The organism is Citrobacter sp. Cm046 (assembly GCF_030333065.1).
Taxonomy (GTDB): domain Bacteria; phylum Pseudomonadota; class Gammaproteobacteria; order Enterobacterales; family Enterobacteriaceae; genus Citrobacter; species Citrobacter murliniae.
In genome coordinates, this window is the sequence record NZ_JAOWGP010000044.1 from 265,803 (window position 1) to 284,232 (window position 18,430).

The 18,430-nt window shown below is 47.8% G+C and carries 15 protein-coding genes, 2 tRNA genes and 1 other RNA gene; 11 read left to right on the top strand and 7 right to left on the bottom strand.

The window, feature by feature from the left end:
• Positions 1-152: 152 nt before the first annotated feature.
• The 5 genes from OGX98_RS19190 to OGX98_RS19210 all read right to left on the bottom strand — a co-directional run bounded on the left by OGX98_RS19190 (position 153) and on the right by OGX98_RS19210 (position 2,043).
• Positions 153-283, bottom strand: a non-coding RNA gene (locus OGX98_RS19190) — RtT sRNA.
• 44 nt (positions 284-327) lie between these two features.
• Positions 328-412 (bottom strand) — tRNA-Tyr (locus tag OGX98_RS19195).
• Positions 413-447: 35 nt separating this feature from the next.
• Positions 448-532, bottom strand: a tRNA-Tyr gene (locus OGX98_RS19200).
• 156 nt (positions 533-688) lie between these two features.
• Positions 689-1,531, bottom strand: a complete 843-nt coding sequence (purU, locus tag OGX98_RS19205; protein ID WP_045443630.1) for a formyltetrahydrofolate deformylase — start codon at positions 1,529-1,531, stop codon at positions 689-691.
• 56 nt (positions 1,532-1,587) lie between these two features.
• Complete coding sequence (locus OGX98_RS19210; RefSeq protein WP_045443627.1) at positions 1,588-2,043, bottom strand: YchJ family protein; 456 nt, start codon at positions 2,041-2,043, stop codon at positions 1,588-1,590.
• Between the two features lie 111 nt (positions 2,044-2,154).
• Between OGX98_RS19210 and rssA the strand changes: the two genes are divergently transcribed.
• The 3 genes from rssA (at position 2,155) to galU (ending at position 5,277) form a co-directional block, all read left to right on the top strand.
• Entirely contained in the window at positions 2,155-3,060 is a 906-nt protein-coding gene (rssA, locus tag OGX98_RS19215) for a patatin-like phospholipase RssA (protein ID WP_045443623.1), read from the top strand.
• A gap of 90 nt (positions 3,061-3,150) precedes the next feature.
• The gene (gene rssB, locus OGX98_RS19220) at positions 3,151-4,164 is read left to right on the top strand and encodes a two-component system response regulator RssB (RefSeq protein ID WP_045443620.1); all 1,014 of its coding nucleotides are present in this window, start codon (positions 3,151-3,153) and stop codon (positions 4,162-4,164) included.
• Between the two features lie 204 nt (positions 4,165-4,368).
• Positions 4,369-5,277 carry a UTP--glucose-1-phosphate uridylyltransferase GalU gene (gene galU, locus OGX98_RS19225; RefSeq protein ID WP_045443617.1) on the top strand — a complete coding sequence of 303 codons (909 nt, stop codon included), beginning with the start codon at positions 4,369-4,371 and terminating at the stop codon, positions 5,275-5,277.
• Between the two features lie 139 nt (positions 5,278-5,416).
• Here the strand turns inward: galU and hns are convergent, their stop codons facing one another.
• The gene (gene hns, locus OGX98_RS19230) at positions 5,417-5,830 is read right to left on the bottom strand and encodes a histone-like nucleoid-structuring protein H-NS (protein ID WP_006684280.1); all 414 of its coding nucleotides are present in this window, start codon (positions 5,828-5,830) and stop codon (positions 5,417-5,419) included.
• Positions 5,831-6,474: 644 nt separating this feature from the next.
• Between hns and tdk the strand changes: the two genes are divergently transcribed.
• Positions 6,475-7,092 (top strand): thymidine kinase, encoded by a 618-nt coding sequence (gene tdk, locus OGX98_RS19235; RefSeq protein WP_225761304.1) that lies wholly within the window; start codon positions 6,475-6,477, stop codon positions 7,090-7,092.
• A 226-nt stretch (positions 7,093-7,318) separates the two neighbouring features.
• Here tdk and adhE read toward each other — a convergent pair whose 3' ends face one another.
• Positions 7,319-9,997, bottom strand: coding sequence for a bifunctional acetaldehyde-CoA/alcohol dehydrogenase (gene adhE, locus OGX98_RS19240; protein ID WP_045443611.1), 2,679 nt, complete (start codon positions 9,995-9,997; stop codon positions 7,319-7,321).
• Positions 9,998-10,484: 487 nt separating this feature from the next.
• Between adhE and ychE the strand changes: the two genes are divergently transcribed.
• The 7 genes from ychE to OGX98_RS19275 all read left to right on the top strand — a co-directional run bounded on the left by ychE (position 10,485) and on the right by OGX98_RS19275 (position 18,413).
• Positions 10,485-11,132 (top strand): NAAT family transporter YchE, encoded by a 648-nt coding sequence (ychE, locus tag OGX98_RS19245; protein WP_045449650.1) that lies wholly within the window; start codon positions 10,485-10,487, stop codon positions 11,130-11,132.
• A 773-nt stretch (positions 11,133-11,905) separates the two neighbouring features.
• Positions 11,906-13,537 (top strand): oligopeptide ABC transporter substrate-binding protein OppA, encoded by a 1,632-nt coding sequence (gene oppA / locus OGX98_RS19250; protein ID WP_048221368.1) that lies wholly within the window; start codon positions 11,906-11,908, stop codon positions 13,535-13,537.
• Positions 13,538-13,660: 123 nt separating this feature from the next.
• Entirely contained in the window at positions 13,661-14,581 is a 921-nt protein-coding gene (oppB, locus tag OGX98_RS19255) for an oligopeptide ABC transporter permease OppB (protein WP_005126405.1), read from the top strand.
• 14 nt (positions 14,582-14,595) lie between these two features.
• Complete coding sequence (oppC, locus tag OGX98_RS19260) at positions 14,596-15,504, top strand: oligopeptide ABC transporter permease OppC (protein WP_045443607.1); 909 nt, start codon at positions 14,596-14,598, stop codon at positions 15,502-15,504.
• 11 nt (positions 15,505-15,515) lie between these two features.
• The gene (gene oppD, locus OGX98_RS19265; protein ID WP_225760973.1) at positions 15,516-16,529 is read left to right on the top strand and encodes a murein tripeptide/oligopeptide ABC transporter ATP-binding protein OppD; all 1,014 of its coding nucleotides are present in this window, start codon (positions 15,516-15,518) and stop codon (positions 16,527-16,529) included.
• Positions 16,526-17,530: a murein tripeptide/oligopeptide ABC transporter ATP-binding protein OppF gene (gene oppF / locus OGX98_RS19270; protein ID WP_045443601.1), complete on the top strand. Its 1,005-nt coding sequence runs from the start codon at positions 16,526-16,528 to the stop codon at positions 17,528-17,530. The genes oppD and oppF overlap by 4 nt, the downstream gene beginning before the upstream one ends.
• A gap of 46 nt (positions 17,531-17,576) precedes the next feature.
• Positions 17,577-18,413, top strand: a complete 837-nt coding sequence (locus OGX98_RS19275) for an ion transporter (RefSeq protein ID WP_048221370.1) — start codon at positions 17,577-17,579, stop codon at positions 18,411-18,413.
• The last annotated feature ends 17 nt before the right edge of the window (positions 18,414-18,430 follow it).

An 18,430-nucleotide genomic window follows, 5' to 3' on the forward strand; every position in this document is an offset into this window, starting at 1 on the left:
GGTTTTTTTATGGGGGACATCTGCATTGTCGGAGAGCGGTTCGCTTATTCGACCTACAGAACAGGGACGTTATAGGTATGATAAGGTCATGCTGGACGGGCAGAATGTAAGGCAGTGTGGCTCTATTTGGGGAAGATGCTTTCAGAAGAAAATGGTGGTGGGGGAAGGATTACTCAGCGCTGCGCGCTTCGCCCTTCGGGTCGTTGCCTGCGGCAACGCTTTCTCGCTACGCTCGAATCGAACCTTAGTCGAAGATTCTCGTCCTTCCCCAAGGGCAGAACATTAAGCAGCAGTTTTTGAGTTGGTTATTGTGCTTCAGGGAAGTGATGGTGGTGGGGGAAGGATTCGAACCTTCGAAGTCGATGACGGCAGATTTACAGTCTGCTCCCTTTGGCCGCTCGGGAACCCCACCAGGGGTAATTCAAATTGTAGGACGATACTTTGAAATGGTGGTGGGGGAAGGATTCGAACCTTCGAAGTCGATGACGGCAGATTTACAGTCTGCTCCCTTTGGCCGCTCGGGAACCCCACCACGGGGTAATGCTTGTACTGGCCTGCTTCCGGTGGGAAGCGGGGCGCATCATATCAAATGACGCGCCGCTGTAAAGTATTCCGTTGATAAAAAAGAACTGGTTGCCTGATTTTTACGCGTAAAGATGTAAAGGTAACCAATTTAATTATCAATCGATTACAGAATAATCGTTCGGTTACCGTAGACAAAGACTCGCTGGGCCAGAACCTGATACAAGGCCCGGCTTAAAACATTTTTTTCTACGTCGCGGCCCGCACGCATCATATCTTCTGCGGTATAGGTGTGATCCACATGAATCACGTCCTGCATAATAATTGGACCTTCATCGAGGTTATCATTCACATAGTGAGCCGTTGCACCGATAATTTTAACACCGCGCTCATAAGCCTGATGGTACGGACGTGCACCAATAAAGGCTGGCAGGAACGAGTGGTGAATATTAATGATCTTATTCGGAAAGCGTGAAACAAATTCTGGGGTCAAAACACGCATATATTTCGCCAATACAACATAGTCTGGCTGATGTGCGTCGATGGCATCGGCCATTTTCTGATCGTGTTCTTCGCGTGTTAATCCTTCGTGGCTGACCAGCTCAAAGGGAATATCAAAACGCTCAACCAGAGAACGCAGCGTATCGTGGTTGCCAATAACCGCAGCAATTTCAACATCGAGTCCGCCATAATTGGCTTTCATTAACAGGTCACCCAGACAATGTGCTTCCTTGGTGACCAATATAACAATGCGGCGACGTCCTGCCGGCGTTAGTTCGCGAATTGAACCTTCTGGTAAGGCGCTGTCCAGATCGGTCAGTAGCGTGACGTCATTAAAAATACCTTCCAGTTCCGTGCGCATAAAAAAGCGCCCGGTGCGATGGTCAACAAATTCATTGTTTTGCACGATGTTCAGTTCATGCTTGTAACAAATATTGGTGATCCGTGCGATCAAACCTTTCTGATCGGGACAGATAGTGCGAAGAACTTTACGTTGTTGTGAATGCATTGCCGGGGTAATCCTGTTGAGAATGTTTGCATCATTGATGCGCTGTCGGGCATTGGCTAGCCGCAGCACTTTTTAAATTTTTTACCTGACCCGCAAGGGCAGGGATCGTTTCGGCCTGGTTGAGGGCGCGTACCATCAATATAATACCACTGGCCGTTTTCCTTTAAAAAACGAGATCGCTCGATAATTGCGCCTGTTTTCCCCTGTTCAGAAAAACGCGCAACGAAGCTGACATATCCGACATTGTCTGTGTCTGACGTCGCCTGTTCAAAAATGGTCAGTCCGAGCCATTCGGTATGGGCAAACCCTGCGATAATATCATCCCGATAAGCGGCTGCATTACAGTCCGGGTGCCAGGTTTTAATCAGGTAATCTGCGTCTTTCATCACAAAAGCACAGTAACGAGAACGCATGAGGTGTGACGGCGTAGGTGCTACTTGCGCGCCGGACACATAACGGTAGCAACATAGGCTATACTCGACAGCGCTACCACAGGGACAAAGCTGAGACACAAATTACTCCCTGGAATAAAAAAACGGCGTAAAAACGCCACGGTGGCACTATGTTAACTGAGCCGTGGCGATGTTGCTACGTCTGCAAGCCAGGGGAAGTCTGTAGGTACAATGAGAAAAATTAAAATTGGGCTGGCGCTAGGTTCCGGCGCAGCACGAGGCTGGTCGCACATCGGTGTGATTAAGGCCCTTAAACACATGGGCATTGATATTGATATTGTGGCAGGGTGTTCCATCGGTTCGCTGGTCGGGGCCGCCTACGCTTGCAACAAATTACCCGCCCTTGAGCAGTGGGTCTGCTCATTTAGCTACTGGGATGTGTTACGTCTGATGGATCTCTCGTGGCGCAGGGGGGGATTACTGCGCGGTGAACGGGTATTTAACCAGTATCGTAATGTCATGCCGGTGGAAGCCATCGAACAATGCTCTCGCCGTTTTGCAACTGTTGCGACCAATTTGAGTACTGGCCGGGAGCTATGGTTTACGGAAGGTGACTTGCACCTTGCAGTCCGAGCCTCCTGCAGTATTCCTGGCCTGATGTCTCCGGTTGCACATAATGGCTACTGGTTGGTTGATGGCGCAGTAGTTAACCCCGTGCCAGTCTCTCTCACGCGAGCGATGGGCGCTGATATCGTCATTGCAGTCGATCTGCAACATGATGCGCATCTCATGCAACAAGATCTGCTCTCCTTCAACGTCAGCAATGACACAGAGTCGAGTGATGATGAGCTTTCGTGGCATGCTCGCCTGAAAGAGCGGTTGAGTAATATTACTGCGCGACGTGCAGTAACCGCGCCGACGGCGATGGAGATCATGACGACCTCAATTCAGGTTCTGGAAAACCGTCTTAAACGCAACCGCATGGCCGGTGATCCGCCAGATATCCTTATTCAGCCATTTTGTCCGCAAATATCCACGCTGGATTTTCACCGCGCGAGCGCCGCGATTGCTGCCGGGCAGTTAGCGGTAGAGAAGAAAATGGATGAACTTTTGCCCCTGGTGAAGACCAACGTTTAACGCATTTTTTATCAACACTTAAGTAAATTCTGACAGGCGTGAGTAGCAATAGCATGCCACTATTTATTAAAGCCAGTCAGGGGGGAGAATATGACGCAGCCATTGGTCGGAAAACAGATTCTTATTGTTGAAGATGAGCCTGTATTTCGCTCGCTTCTGGATTCATGGTTTTCCTCTTTGGGAGCGACAACGGCTGTAGCAGGCGATGGGCTTGATGCGCTGGAGTTACTTGGACACTTCACACCTGATTTGATGATCTGCGATCTTGCTATGCCGAGAATGAACGGTCTTAAACTGGTCGAATATTTGCGTAATCGCGGCGATCAAACGCCGATTCTGGTTATCTCTGCAACGGAAAATATGGCTGATATTGCCAAAGCGCTGCGACTCGGAGTGGATGATGTACTGCTAAAGCCAGTAAAGGACCTCAACCGCCTGCGTGAAACGGTCTTTGCGTGTCTCTATCCCAACATGTTTAACTCGCGTGTAGAAGAAGAGGAGCGGTTGTTCCGTGACTGGGATGCAATGGTAGATGACCCTGCGGCTGCTGCAAAACTGCTGCAGGAGTTACAGCCTCCGGTTCAGCAAGTTATCTCTCAATGTCGAATTAATTATCGACAACTGGTTGCCGCCGACCAACCGGGGTTGGTGCTTGATATCGCGCCGCTGTCAGACCACGACCTCGCTTTCTATTGTCTGGATGTGACTCGAGCGGGGGACAATGGTGTTTTGGCCGCACTGTTATTGCGTGCATTGTTTAATGGACTGCTGCAGGAACAACTGGCACATCAAAATCAACGGTTGCCGGAACTGGGAACATTATTGAAACAGGTTAACCATCTGCTGCGACAGGCCAACTTACCGGGTCAGTTTCCGTTGCTGGTGGGGTATTATCATAGTGGATTAAAAAATCTGATACTGGTATCCGCGGGTCTGAATGCGACATTAAATACAGGCTCACATCACGTACAAATCAGTAATGGTGTTCCCCTGGGGACATTAGGTAATACTTATCTTAACCAGCTAAGTCAACGCTGTGAGTCCTGGCAGTGCCAAATTTGGGGGGCTGGAGGACGTCTGCGTCTGATGTTGTCTGCGGAATGAACAATCGAATAGGAGGAGAATAAAATTACTTCACCTCCTTGTCTGCGTGAGTGCTACTATCAGCGCCAGATTTATTGGTAATTGTCTTAATTATTCCGACCCGCGTCCTTTTCAGACCTGATGCTTGTCGCGGTACTGATATACTCGGATGCGATACAGATTAATGAACACGTTCAATACATGAACAGTCCAGGAGAGTTTTAAATGGCTGCCCTAAATTCAAAAGTCAAAAAGGCCGTTATCCCGGTAGCGGGATTAGGAACCAGGATGCTACCGGCTACGAAAGCAATCCCGAAAGAGATGCTTCCACTGGTTGATAAGCCATTAATTCAGTACGTCGTAAACGAATGTATTGCTGCGGGTATCACTGAAATTGTGCTGGTGACTCATTCGTCTAAAAATTCAATTGAAAACCACTTCGATACAAGCTTTGAACTTGAAGCTATGCTGGAAAAACGTGTAAAACGTCAGCTTCTCGAAGAGGTTCAATCTATTTGCCCGCCACACGTGACTATTATGCAAGTTCGTCAAGGGCTGGCTAAAGGTCTGGGTCACGCGGTATTGTGCGCGCATCCGGTTGTTGGCGATGAACCCGTTGCGGTCATTCTGCCAGACGTTATTCTTGATGAATACGAATCTGATTTATCCCGCGATAACCTCGCTGAAATGATCCACCGTTTCGATGAAACTGGCAGCAGTCAGATTATGGTGGAACCTGTAGCGGATGTGACGGCTTACGGTGTTGTTGATTGTAAAGGCGTTGAATTAACACCGGGTGAAAGCGTACCGATGGTTGGTGTAGTTGAAAAACCAAAAGCCGATGTTGCACCTTCTAATCTTGCTGTTGTCGGACGTTATGTTCTCAGCGCAGATATCTGGCCTCTGCTGGCAAAAACACCTCCGGGAGCCGGTGATGAAATTCAGTTGACCGATGCCATCGATATGCTGATTGAAAAAGAAACAGTTGAAGCCTACCATATGAAGGGCAAAAGCCATGACTGTGGTAATAAGCTAGGTTATATGCAGGCGTTCGTTGAATATGGTATTCGCCATAATACGCTTGGCGCTGAATTTAAAGCCTGGCTCGAAGACGAGATGGGTATTAAGAAGTAACAGTCCGGTATTAATCAGGACGAAACGGCGCTGTTAATCCAGCGCCGTTTTTTTATACCTAATCCGGGTGGGGTGTTGTACGAAGTACAGATAAAAAAAATCCCGCCACAGGCGGGATTTTAAGCAAACTAATTCTGAATTAATCCTTGATCAGGAAATCGTCCAGTTGTTTACCTTGTTCTTCCATTGCTTTCTTGATCACAGCCGGTGTACGACCCTGACCAGTCCAGGTTTTGGTTTCACCATTTTCGTCTACATAGCTATATTTAGCCGGACGTGCTGCGCGCTTAGCTTTGGTGCCAGATTTAACAGCAGCCATGCTATTCAGCAGTTCGTTAGGGTCAATACCGTCAGCAATCAGCATTTCACGATATTGTTGCAGTTTACGAGTACGCTCTTCAACTTCAGCAGCGGCAGCGCTTTCTTCTTCGCGACGCTCGCTAACGACAACTTCTAATTTTTCCAGCATTTCTTCAAGCGTTTCCAGAGTACATTCTCTTGCCTGCGCACGAAGAGTACGGATGTTGTTCAGAATTTTAAGTGCTTCGCTCATTTTAGTAATCTCAAACTTATATTGGGGTGGTTTGTTGAGCTAATAATAGAGCTATAAATTCAGTTGTGCAATAGCCAGGAATGTAAGGAATTCAAAATTGCGCTTTATTTAGTATCATTATTTATTCTCCAGTCTTAAATTTTACCTGATGAACGGCATAAAAAAGGCTTATTGGTGAGGGGGCTTCTCATCAGGGGAGAGTAAAAATTCAGGATTCAGGTCACATTTTTACCGTGTTGTAATAGTATCTCTTTGCAGCAATTTCAACCTTTTGTATTAGTTTTGCTTACGGAAATTCGCTATTACGATGTTGTCACAGCGAGTGGCAATAACAATAAGAGCAAGGGTTCTTTATTGATCTGTGACGATAAGTAGCATTGATGAATTTTGTTAGCACTATTTGTGAAAGAGTGTGTATATACGCGTCATACTTCATGTCACTTGCACTTTGGTTGTGCGCATTTACACCATTACACACTTAAGAATGCTCCCGCGAACACTTACTGTACCCACATTATTTAGGGGGAGGAGGGTGATGAGTGTCCGCTCTTTTATACCTTCTGGTGACGACGAACACCGACAAGTTTGCGAGTTATGCTACAATCCTGCGCATATTTATTTCCCCAGGTGAGGGCTTACGGTCAATGGCACAGCTATATTTTTACTATTCTGCAATGAATGCAGGTAAGTCGACTGCATTGCTGCAATCTTCGTACAATTATCAGGAACGCGGTATGCGTGCTGTTGTATATACAGCGGAAATTGATGATCGCTTTGGTGCGGGAAAAGTAAGTTCACGTATAGGACTGTCGTCACCTGCAAAATTGTTTAACCAAAATTCATCATTGTTCGAAGAGATTCGTGCGGAGAATGCGCAGCAAAGAATACATTGTGTGCTGGTGGACGAGTCTCAGTTTTTGACACGACAACAGGTTTATGAATTATCAGAGGTGGTCGATCAGCTCGATATTCCTGTTTTATGTTACGGTTTACGCACCGATTTTCGTGGTGAATTATTTGGTGGCAGCGAATACCTGCTCGCATGGTCAGATAAGCTGGTTGAATTAAAGACCATTTGCTTCTGTGGCCGCAAGGCGAGCATGGTATTACGACTTGATCAGGCTGGGCGACCTTTTAATGAGGGCGAGCAGGTCGTAATAGGCGGGAATGAGCGTTATGTATCGGTATGCCGCAAGCATTATAAAGAAGCGCAGTCTGAAGGCTCTTTAACGGCCATTCAGGAACGACACAGCCACAATTAATCCCTCAAGCGATCATAAGCGCTGATACACCCTGGGTAGGTCTATTGGTCTACCCTGACCATACTCTCTCTTCTGACGCCGTTCTCGCCTTCTATGTACGATTTTCTGTTAGTGCCATTGACCTGCAATGTCTGATGCCAGAACCGTTTGAATTTGTAAGATTCAGACGAAAAAAAACGGTCCCATCGGGACCGTTTATGGTAATGCTAAAATTTATGCGTGGGAATTAAGCGGATTTTTTCGCTTTTTTCTCAGCTTTTGGCGCAGCAGTTACTTCTGTTTTAGCGACAGTTTCACCTTCGTTGTATTCACGACCGTAGTAAGTATCCATCAGGATCTGTTTCAGTTCAGAAATCAGCGGATAACGCGGGTTAGCACCGGTACACTGGTCATCAAACGCATCTTCAGACAGTTTGTCAACGTGTGCCAGGAAGTCAGCTTCCTGAACGCCAGCTTCACGGATAGACTTAGGAATACCCAGCTCAGCTTTGATTTCTTCCAGCCATGCCAGCAGTTTCTGGATTTTTGCTGCTGTACGGTCGCCCGGAGCACTCAGACCCAGATGATCTGCGATTTCAGCGTAGCGACGACGTGCCTGAGGGCGGTCGTACTGGCTGAATGCAGTCTGCTTAGTTGGGTTGTCGTTCGCGTTATAGCGGATAACGTTGCTGATCAACAGGGCGTTCGCCAGACCGTGAGGAATGTGGAACTGAGAACCCAATTTGTGCGCCATTGAGTGACATACGCCCAGGAAGGCGTTAGCAAACGCGATACCGGCAATAGTCGCTGCACTGTGTACACGTTCACGAGCTACCGGGTTCTTAGAACCTTCATGGTAGGACGCTGGCAGGTTTTCTTTCAGCAGTTTCAGCGCTTGCAGAGCCTGGCCATCGGAGAATTCAGAAGCCAGCACGGAAACGTAAGCTTCCAGAGCGTGAGTTACAGCATCCAGACCACCGAAAGCACACAGAGACTTCGGCATATCCATCACCAGGTTGGCGTCGACAATCGCCATATCCGGGGTCAGAGCGTAATCTGCCAGCGGATATTTCTGACCGGTTGCATCGTCAGTAACAACCGCAAACGGCGTTACTTCAGAACCCGTACCGGAAGTGGTAGTGACAGCGATCATTTTCGCTTTCACACCCATTTTCGGGAACTTGTAGATACGTTTACGAATATCCATAAAGCGCAGCGCCAGTTCTTCGAAGTGGGTTTCCGGATGTTCGTACATTACCCACATGATCTTCGCGGCGTCCATCGGGGAACCACCACCCAGCGCAATGATAACGTCTGGTTTGAAGGAGTTAGCCAGCTCAGCGCCTTTGCGAACAACGGTCAGAGTCGGGTCAGCTTCAACTTCAAAGAACACTTCAGTTTCAACGCCAGCAGCTTTCAGAACGGAGGTGATCTGATCAGCGTAACCGTTGTTGAACAGGAAGCGGTCGGTCACGATCAGAGCACGTTTGTGACCATCGGTAATCACTTCATCCAGTGCGATTGGCAGTGAGCCACGACGGAAGTAGATAGATTTCGGAAGTTTGTGCCACAACATGTTTTCAGCTCGCTTAGCAACGGTTTTCTTGTTGATCAGGTGCTTAGGACCAACGTTTTCAGAGATGGAGTTACCACCCCAGGAACCACAACCCAGAGTCAGGGAAGGCGCGAGTTTAAAGTTGTACAGGTCACCGATACCACCCTGAGAAGCAGGGGTGTTAATCAGGATACGCGCGGTTTTCATCATCTGACCGAAGTGAGCAACGCGTTCTGGCTGGTTGTCCTGGTCAGTGTACAGGCACGAGGTGTGACCGATACCGCCCATTGCAACCAATTTTTCTGCTTTCTCAACAGCGTCTTCGAAGTCTTTAGCACGGTACATTGCCAGCGTTGGTGACAGTTTCTCGTGTGCAAACGGTTCGCTTTCATCAACAACTTTAACTTCACCAATCAGAATCTTGGTGGTAGTCGGTACTGAGAAACCTGCCAGCTCAGCAATTTTGTATGCCGGTTGACCAACGATAGCAGCATTCAGCGCGCCATTTTTCAGGATAACATCCTGAACAGCTTTCAGCTCTTTGCCCTGCAGCATGTAGCCGCCGTGGCTGGCGAAACGTTCGCGAACAGCGTCATAGACAGAATCAACAACCACAACGGACTGCTCGGAAGCACAGATTACGCCGTTATCGAAGGTTTTGGACATCAGTACAGATGCAACAGCACGTTTGATATCAGCCGTTTCGTCGATAACAACAGGAGTGTTACCTGCGCCTACGCCGATTGCCGGTTTACCAGAGCTGTATGCTGCTTTAACCATGCCTGGACCACCGGTCGCAAGGATCAGGTTGATGTCCGGGTGATGCATCAGGGCGTTAGACAGTTCAACGGAAGGTTGATCGATCCAGCCGATCAGATCTTTCGGTGCACCAGCAGCGATAGCAGCCTGCAGAACAATATCAGCTGCTTTGTTGGTTGCATCTTTAGCACGTGGGTGCGGAGAAAAGATGATGGCGTTACGGGTCTTCAGGCTGATCAGCGATTTGAAGATAGCGGTAGAAGTCGGGTTAGTAGTTGGTACGATACCGCAGATGATGCCGATAGGTTCAGCAATAGTGATAGTACCGAAGGTGTGGTCTTCAGCTAAGACACCACAGGTTTTTTCATCTTTATAAGCGTTATAGATGTATTCGGAAGCAAAGTGGTTTTTAATCACTTTATCTTCGACGATACCCATGCCGGATTCGGCAACGGCCATCTTCGCGAGAGGGATTCGAGCATCTGCGGCAGCCAGAGCGGCGGCGCGGAAGATTTTGTCGACTTGTTCTTGAGTGAAACTGGCATATTCACGCTGGGCTTTTTTTACGCGCTCTACAAGTGCGTTAAGTTCAGCGACATTAGTAACAGCCATAATGCTCTCCTGATAATGTTAAACTTTTTTAGTAAATCATCTGCTCGATACGAGAGTATAGACAGATCGACGAAAATTTGTGTAACGTTTTGAAAATCAAACGGTTAATTAACGTCCATTTACATTGATTTACTAAAAGAGCTTATACGCTAGCGTCATTTAACTCTAACGCGTTACCTCCAGGTGGCGTAAGCAAGGTTACTCACTTCTGAGTAGTAATTGCGTGATCTGGATCAAAATTACGCAAAGCTGACACCTTTCAGCAGGCCCTTTTAGCGTTTATCGGTAAGTGTTAATAAATTGATGTGATGGATGGGTGTAACATTATCATATTTAATACATATTAATAACACTGAGTAATGGTAGCGTGTTTACACACATATACACAGATAGAAGGTGAACTATGCTGCTAAAAGGCGTATCTTCAGCGCGGTTTTAATCAATTTTTATGACTCATTTTTATCCGGCTAACGCTTCGGAGCTAACCGTGATCCAAACGCTATTTGATTTTCCTGTTTATTTTAAATTTTTCATTGGGTTATTTGCGTTGGTCAACCCCGTAGGGATCATCCCTGTTTTCATCAGCATGACCAGCTACCAAACCGCTGCGGCGCGTAATAAAACAAACCTCACGGCGAACCTGTCAGTTGCTATCATCCTGTGGATCTCTTTGTTCCTTGGTGACGGTATTCTACAACTCTTCGGTATTTCGATTGATTCGTTCAGGATTGCCGGTGGGATTCTGGTTGTCACCATTGCGATGTCGATGATCAGCGGAAAACTCGGGGAAGATAAGCAAAACAAACAGGAAAAATCAGAGACCGCCATACGTGAAAGTATCGGTGTTGTCCCGCTGGCATTGCCGTTGATGGCGGGGCCGGGGGCGATAAGTTCAACCATCGTCTGGGGAACTCGTTATCACAGTGCAATAAACCTGTTCGGTTTCTTTGTAGCAATTGCGTTGTTTGCCTTGTGTTGTTGGGGACTTTTCCGCATGGCACCCTGGCTGGTTCGCCTGCTGGGGCAAACAGGTATCAACGTCATTACGCGAATTATGGGGTTATTGCTTATGGCATTGGGTATCGAATTCATTGTCACCGGGATCAAATCCATCTTCCCTGGCTTGCTTGCCTGACGAGTTTGTTTACCGCAAACGGAGCTGATTCCAGCTCCGTTTCTTTTCATTATTAGTAAAACCTCTCACTAAAGTTGAAAACCAGCACTGGAATGATTGAAGCGGCTGGTTGCGTATATTTACATTATGTATTGATTTTAAAGATAATTATTTTAAAGGCATTACGGTTGAGCTGCGGAGTCATTGTTATTTTATTAACATCATACTCTGGGGCTTGCTGTAGGATTATCGAAATGTTATTAGTTATTTCAGCATCTATTTTAGATGAATGTGCTAATTAATAACCAATTGTTAATTTTATGTACATTTTGACGTCAAGCAGAGACCGGACAGGGTTGTTTACTGTGAATTCGTCGTATCTGGTTGATTTTTTTGTTTTTATTCTAAAGCTTCTCTTTTGTTGAGACTCTTTTTAGTGCGATTTATTTTCGATAAAAGAGAATTGGTTAACAAATCTGTAAAATGTATTGGCGGTTAAGAAACGCATTTGGTACTTTCCGGCCAGGTATTTTGCAGAAGATTTCACGTTGATGAGAATAATTTTCAATTAGTTTCTCACAGCAAAAGTAGTAGCGTGCTTCCGGCAGGGGAGGTACGTAGATAATCGACGCAAGGCGGTCGTACGAATCGCCAGAATAAATAAAGTCGGTGATAGCGAGCAGTAAACAATAAACCACCTGACGGCAGAAAATCTCCGGTGCTGTACAGGAATCCTAACAGGATTAACAGTCTGGTTATAAAACCAGCCATAATAATGAGGGAGTACAAACACAATGTCTAACATCACAAAAAAAAGTTTAGTAGCTGCGGGGATCCTAACTGCGCTAATAGCCGGGAATGTTGCTACGGCGGCAGTTGTGCCAGCTGGTGTTCAGCTTGCTGAAAAACAGACGCTGGTGCGTAATAATGGCTCGGAAGTTCAGTCACTCGATCCACATAAAATCGAAGGTGTACCGGAATCCAACATTAACCGTGACTTATTCGAAGGTTTATTAATCAGTGACGTTGATGGCAAACCATCACCAGGCGTGGCTGAGAAATGGGAAAATAAAGATTTTAAAGTCTGGACATTCCATCTGCGTAAAGACGCAAAATGGTCTGACGGAACACCTGTTACTGCACAAGATTTCGTCTATAGCTGGCAGCGTCTGGCCAATCCGAATACCGCATCACCGTATGCCAGTTATTTGCAGTACGGTCATATTGTCAATATTGATGATATTATCGCCGGTAAAAAGCCGGTAACAGACCTCGGTGTAAAAGCGGTTGATGACCATACCTTTGAAGTGACCCTTAGTGAACCAGTTCCTTATTTTTATAAACTGCTTGTTCACTCTTCCGTTTCACCAGTCCCTAAAGCCGTTGTTGAAAAATTTGGTGATAAATGGACCCAGCCAGCTAACATCGTTTCTAACGGTTCATACAAACTGAAAGATTGGGTAGTTAACGAACGCATTGTGCTTGAGCGTAATACCAACTACTGGGACAACGATAAAACGGTTATTAACCAGGTAACCTACCTGCCTATTTCCTCTGAAGTCACTGACGTTAACCGCTATCGCAGTGGTGAAATCGACATGACCTATAACAACATGCCGATTGAGTTATTCCAGAAGCTGAAAAAAGAGATCCCGAACGAAGTTCACGTTGATCCGTATCTGTGTACCTACTATTACGAAATTAACAACCAGAAAGCACCGTTCAATGATGTTCGTGTTCGTACCGCACTGAAGCTGGCGCTGGATCGTGACATTATCGTCAACAAAGTGAAAAACCAGGGCGATCTACCGGCTTATAGCTTTACACCGCCATATACCGATGGCGCGAAACTGGTTGAACCAGAGTGGTTCAAATGGTCACAGGAAAAACGTAACGAAGAAGCTAAAAAACTGCTGGCTGAAGCAGGCTTCACTGCTGAAAAACCACTGACCTTCGATCTGCTGTATAACACCTCTGATCTGCATAAGAAACTGGCTATCGCTGCGGCATCTATCTGGAAGAAAAATCTGGGCGCAAACGTGAAGCTGGAAAACCAGGAGTGGAAGACCTTCCTCGATACGCGTCATCAGGGCAACTATGATGTTTCGCGTGCAGGCTGGTGTGCGGATTACAACGAGCCGACCTCTTTCCTGAATATGGTGCTGTCTGACAGCTCCAACAACACCGTCCACTATAAGAGCCCTGCATTTGACAAGCTGATTGCAGATACTCTGAAAGCTACGGATGAAGCGCAGCGTAGTGAGCTGTATTCGAAAGCAGAACAGCAGCTTGATGCCGACTCTGCGATTGTACCGGTTTATTACTATGTTAACGCCCGCCTGGTGAAACCATGGGTAGGCGGATACTCCGGTAAAGACCCGATGGATAATATCCACGTTAAAGACTTGTATATTATCAAGCATTAATGGCAAGACGTGGGGCAATCTTTTTTTGCCCCACAGTGTCTTTTTTCATTGAACTATAAACACCTCTTTGCCATGACGTTTGGGTGAAAGAGGTGTAAAGGCACACGCCAGAAGGTACGGGCAATGTTGAAATTTATATTACGCCGCTGTCTGGAAGCGATTCCGACGCTGTTTATTCTTATTACGATTTCATTCTTTATGATGCGCCTTGCACCGGGAAGTCCTTTCACCGGGGAGCGCGCGCTGCCGCCAGAAGTTCTGGCGAATATTGAAGCTAAATACCATCTTAATGACCCGATCTCGACACAGTACTTCAGCTACCTGAAGCAACTGGCGCATGGTGATTTTGGACCCTCATTTAAATATAAAGACTACACGGTTAATGACCTGGTCGCTTCAAGCTTTCCGGTTTCTGCGAAGTTGGGTGCTGCCGCCTTTATTCTCGCGGTTGTTATCGGGGTGAGTGCTGGTGTGATTGCCGCATTGAAGCAAAATACCCGCTGGGATTACACGGTAATGGGGGTAGCGATGACCGGGGTGGTGATCCCCAGTTTCGTTGTTGCTCCCTTATTAGTCATGATATTTGCGATAACGCTGAAATGGTTACCCGGCGGAGGCTGGAACGGTGGGGCGCTGAAATTCATGATCCTGCCGATGGTGGCGTTATCACTCGCTTATATCGCCAGTATCGCCCGTATTACTCGCGGCTCGATGATTGAAGTGTTGCACTCTAACTTTATTCGTACTGCGCGAGCCAAAGGGCTGCCGATGCGACGCATTATTTTCCGCCACGCATTAAAACCCGCGCTGTTGCCCGTACTGTCCTATATGGGCCCGGCATTCGTCGGTATTATTACCGGTTCAATGGTTATTGAAACTATTTATGGCTTACCAGGTATTGGACAGTTGTTCGTGAATGGCGCGCTGAACCGCGATTACTCGCTGGTATTGAGTCTGACCATCCTGGTGGGGGCGCTGACCATCGTGTTTAATGCGATTGTCGATGTGCTGTATGCCGTTATCGACCCGAAAATTCGTTACTGATACTGGAGCTCGCTATGATGTTAAGTAAGAAAAACAGCGAGACACTGGAGAATTTCAGTGAAAAGCTGGAGGTCGAAGGTCGCAGCCTTTGGCAGGATGCTCGTCGACGCTTTATGCATAACCGCGCGGCGGTGGCAAGCCTGATAGTGCTGGTCATCATTGCGCTCTTTGTAACGCTGGCGCCTATGTTGTCGCAGTTTACCTACTTCGATACCGACTGGGGAATGATGTCCAGCGCGCCGGATACAGAGTCCGGACACTATTTCGGTACTGACTCCTCAGGACGCGATCTGCTGGTGCGTGTGGCGATTGGCGGGCGTATCTCGCTGATGGTTGGGATTGCTGCGGCGCTGGTGGCGGTGATTGTGGGCACATTGTACGGGTCGCTGTCGGGTTATCTGGGCGGCAAAATTGACTCTGTAATGATGCGTCTGCTGGAAATTCTCAACTCCTTCCCGTTTATGTTCTTCGTGATTTTGTTGGTCACCTTCTTTGGACAGAATATCCTGCTGATTTTTGTGGCGATTGGGATGGTATCCTGGTTGGATATGGCACGTATCGTGCGTGGCCAAACCCTGAGTCTGAAGCGCAAGGAGTTTATCGAAGCGGCGCAGGTGGGTGGGGTGTCTACCGTGCGTATCGTTATCCGTCACATTGTGCCGAACGTGTTGGGTGTGGTGGTGGTTTACGCTTCGCTACTGGTACCAAGCATGATCCTGTTTGAATCCTTCCTGAGCTTTCTCGGCTTAGGTACTCAGGAACCGTTAAGCAGTTGGGGCGCACTACTAAGCGATGGCGCTAACTCGATGGAAGTCTCTCCGTGGCTGCTGTTGTTCCCGGCAGGTTTCCTGGTGGTCACTTTGTTCTGTTTCAACTTTATTGGCGATGGCTTGCGTGATGCCCTCGATCCGAAAGACCGTTAAGGAGTGCTGCCATGAGCGTAATTGAAACCTCAACCGTGCCGCTCGCGCAACAAAAGGCTAACGCACTGCTGGACGTTAAAGACCTTCGCGTGACGTTTGAAACCCCTGATGGTGACGTAACTGCGGTAAACGATTTGAACTTCACGCTGCGTGCCGGTGAAACGCTGGGCATTGTGGGAGAGTCTGGTTCAGGGAAATCACAAACGGCGTTTGCCCTGATGGGATTGCTGGCGGCGAATGGCCGCATTGGTGGCTCTGCAACATTTAACGGGCGTGAAATTCTGAATTTACCCGAGCGCGAGCTGAACAAACTGCGTGCCGAGCAAATTTCGATGATCTTTCAGGACCCGATGACCTCTCTGAATCCGTATATGCGGGTCGGGGAGCAGTTAATGGAAGTTCTGATGCTACACAAAGGCATGAGTAAAGCGGAAGCCTTTGAAGAATCCGTCAGAATGCTGGATGCGGTAAAAATGCCGGAAGCACGCAAGCGCATGAAAATGTATCCGCATGAATTCTCCGGCGGGATGCGCCAGCGTGTGATGATTGCCATGGCGCTGCTCTGTCGGCCAAAGCTACTGATAGCTGATGAGCCGACTACTGCGCTGGATGTGACGGTTCAGGCACAAATAATGACGCTACTGAATGAGCTTAAAAGTGAATTCAATACCGCGATCATTATGATCACCCACGACCTGGGTGTGGTCGCGGGTATCTGCGACAAGGTTCTGGTGATGTATGCCGGGCGTACCATGGAATATGGCAGCGCGCGCGATGTCTTTTATAAGCCCGTTCATCCGTATTCTATCGGCTTGCTCAATGCGGTGCCGCGCCTGGATGCTGAAGGCGAAGAGATGCTGACTATCCCGGGCAATCCACCAAACCTGTTGCGTTTGCCAAAAGGGTGTCCGTTCCAGCCACGTTGTCCGCATGCTATGGAAATTTGTAGCAGTGCTCCGCCACTGGAAGAGTTTAGTCCGGGCCGTCTGCGCGCCTGCTTTAAACCGGTGGAGGAACTGGTATGACAGCGGTTACTGAACAACGTAAAGTGCTCCTCGAAATAGCCGACCTCAAAGTCCATTTCGATATCAAAGACGGTAAACAGTGGTTTTGGCAGCCATCGAAAACCCTGAAGGCAGTTGATGGCGTAACCCTGCGACTGTATGAAGGTGAAACGTTAGGCGTAGTGGGTGAGTCCGGTTGTGGTAAATCGACGTTTGCGCGGGCGATTATCGGCCTGGTGAAAGCCACCGATGGCAAGGTTGCCTGGCTGGGTAAAGATCTGCTGGGTATGAAGCCTGATGAGTGGCGGGAAGTACGCAGCGACATTCAGATGATTTTCCAGGATCCGCTGGCATCATTAAATCCGCGTATGACCATTGGCGAAATTATTGCCGAACCGCTACGAACTTATCATCCTGGTCTGCCTGGTCAGGAAGTTCGCGATCGCGTGAAGGCTATGATGATGAAGGTCGGTTTGCTGCCAAACCTGATTAACCGTTACCCGCATGAGTTTTCGGGCGGACAATGCCAGCGTATCGGTATTGCTCGCGCACTTATCCTTGAGCCGAAGCTGATTATTTGCGATGAACCGGTTTCCGCGTTGGACGTGTCAATTCAGGCGCAGGTGGTAAACCTGCTGCAACAGCTACAGCGTGAAATGGGATTGTCGTTAATCTTTATTGCCCACGATTTGGCAGTGGTTAAACACATTTCCGATCGCGTGCTGGTGATGTATCTGGGGCATGCGGTGGAATTAGGCACTTATGATGAGGTGTACCATAATCCGCTGCATCCTTACACCAAAGCCCTGATGTCGGCGGTGCCAATTCCCGACCCTGATCTGGAAAGGAACAAGACTATCCAGTTGCTGGAAGGCGAACTGCCGTCACCGATTAATCCTCCGTCAGGTTGCGTGTTCCGCACGCGCTGCCCGATTGCCGGACCTGAATGTGCGAAAACGCGGCCGGTTCTTGAGGGGAGTTTCCGCCATGCGGTTTCCTGCCTGAAAGTAGACCCGCTATAATCGAGAGGGCTGACAAAAGTCAGCCCTTCTTTCAGGTGAGGTGAATGTGTCTGGCTTAGTGTCTTCTGTCCGGCGTGCGCTCTATCGTAAATTATTCGATTTAAACACGCGTTCAGGCCGTCGTTTTGAAGGCATGTGTGCGCTGTTTGCGTTGCTCAGCGTCATTGTTATCTTCGTTGAGTCAGGCGTTGGGACGCAATACCATTTAACTTTTGATGAATGGCGTTCTTTCGTTTGGCTGGAGATATTTATTACCTTGGTTTTCACAATCGAATACCTGCTTCGATTGTGCTGCTGGGCTAATCCGGCTAAATACGTGTTTAGCTTTTGGGGAATTATTGATCTGGCCACCATATTACCGCTGTATGTGATGTGGCTATGGCCTGAAATCAGTCTTAATTATGTTTTTGCCTGGCGAGCGATGCGTGCCATTCGTGTGCTGCGTATCCTCAAACTCCTGCGCTTTATGCCATCATTGCGCGTATTCTGGAGTGCCATCAAAAGTGCGCGTCATCAGCTGATCCTGTTCTATTCATTTATTGCCATTCTGATGATTATTTTCGGCGCGTTGATGTACCTTATTGAAGGGCCAAAATATGGCTTTACTACGCTGAATGCGTCGGTCTACTGGGCAATAGTGACGGTAACGACGGTGGGGTATGGCGACATCACTCCACATACGCCATTAGGTCGCATGGTAGCGTCGGTGCTTATTTTGATTGGTTATTCGGTGATTGCGATACCGACGGGGTTGATTACGACGCATATGAGCAGTGCGTTTCAACATCGCCAGAATCAACGTAAATGCTCTCAGTGCCAGCAGAGCCAGCACGAACACAGCGCACAATTTTGTAATCGCTGTGGAAGTAAACTGCCTGATTAAATAAAAAAAGCTGCGAG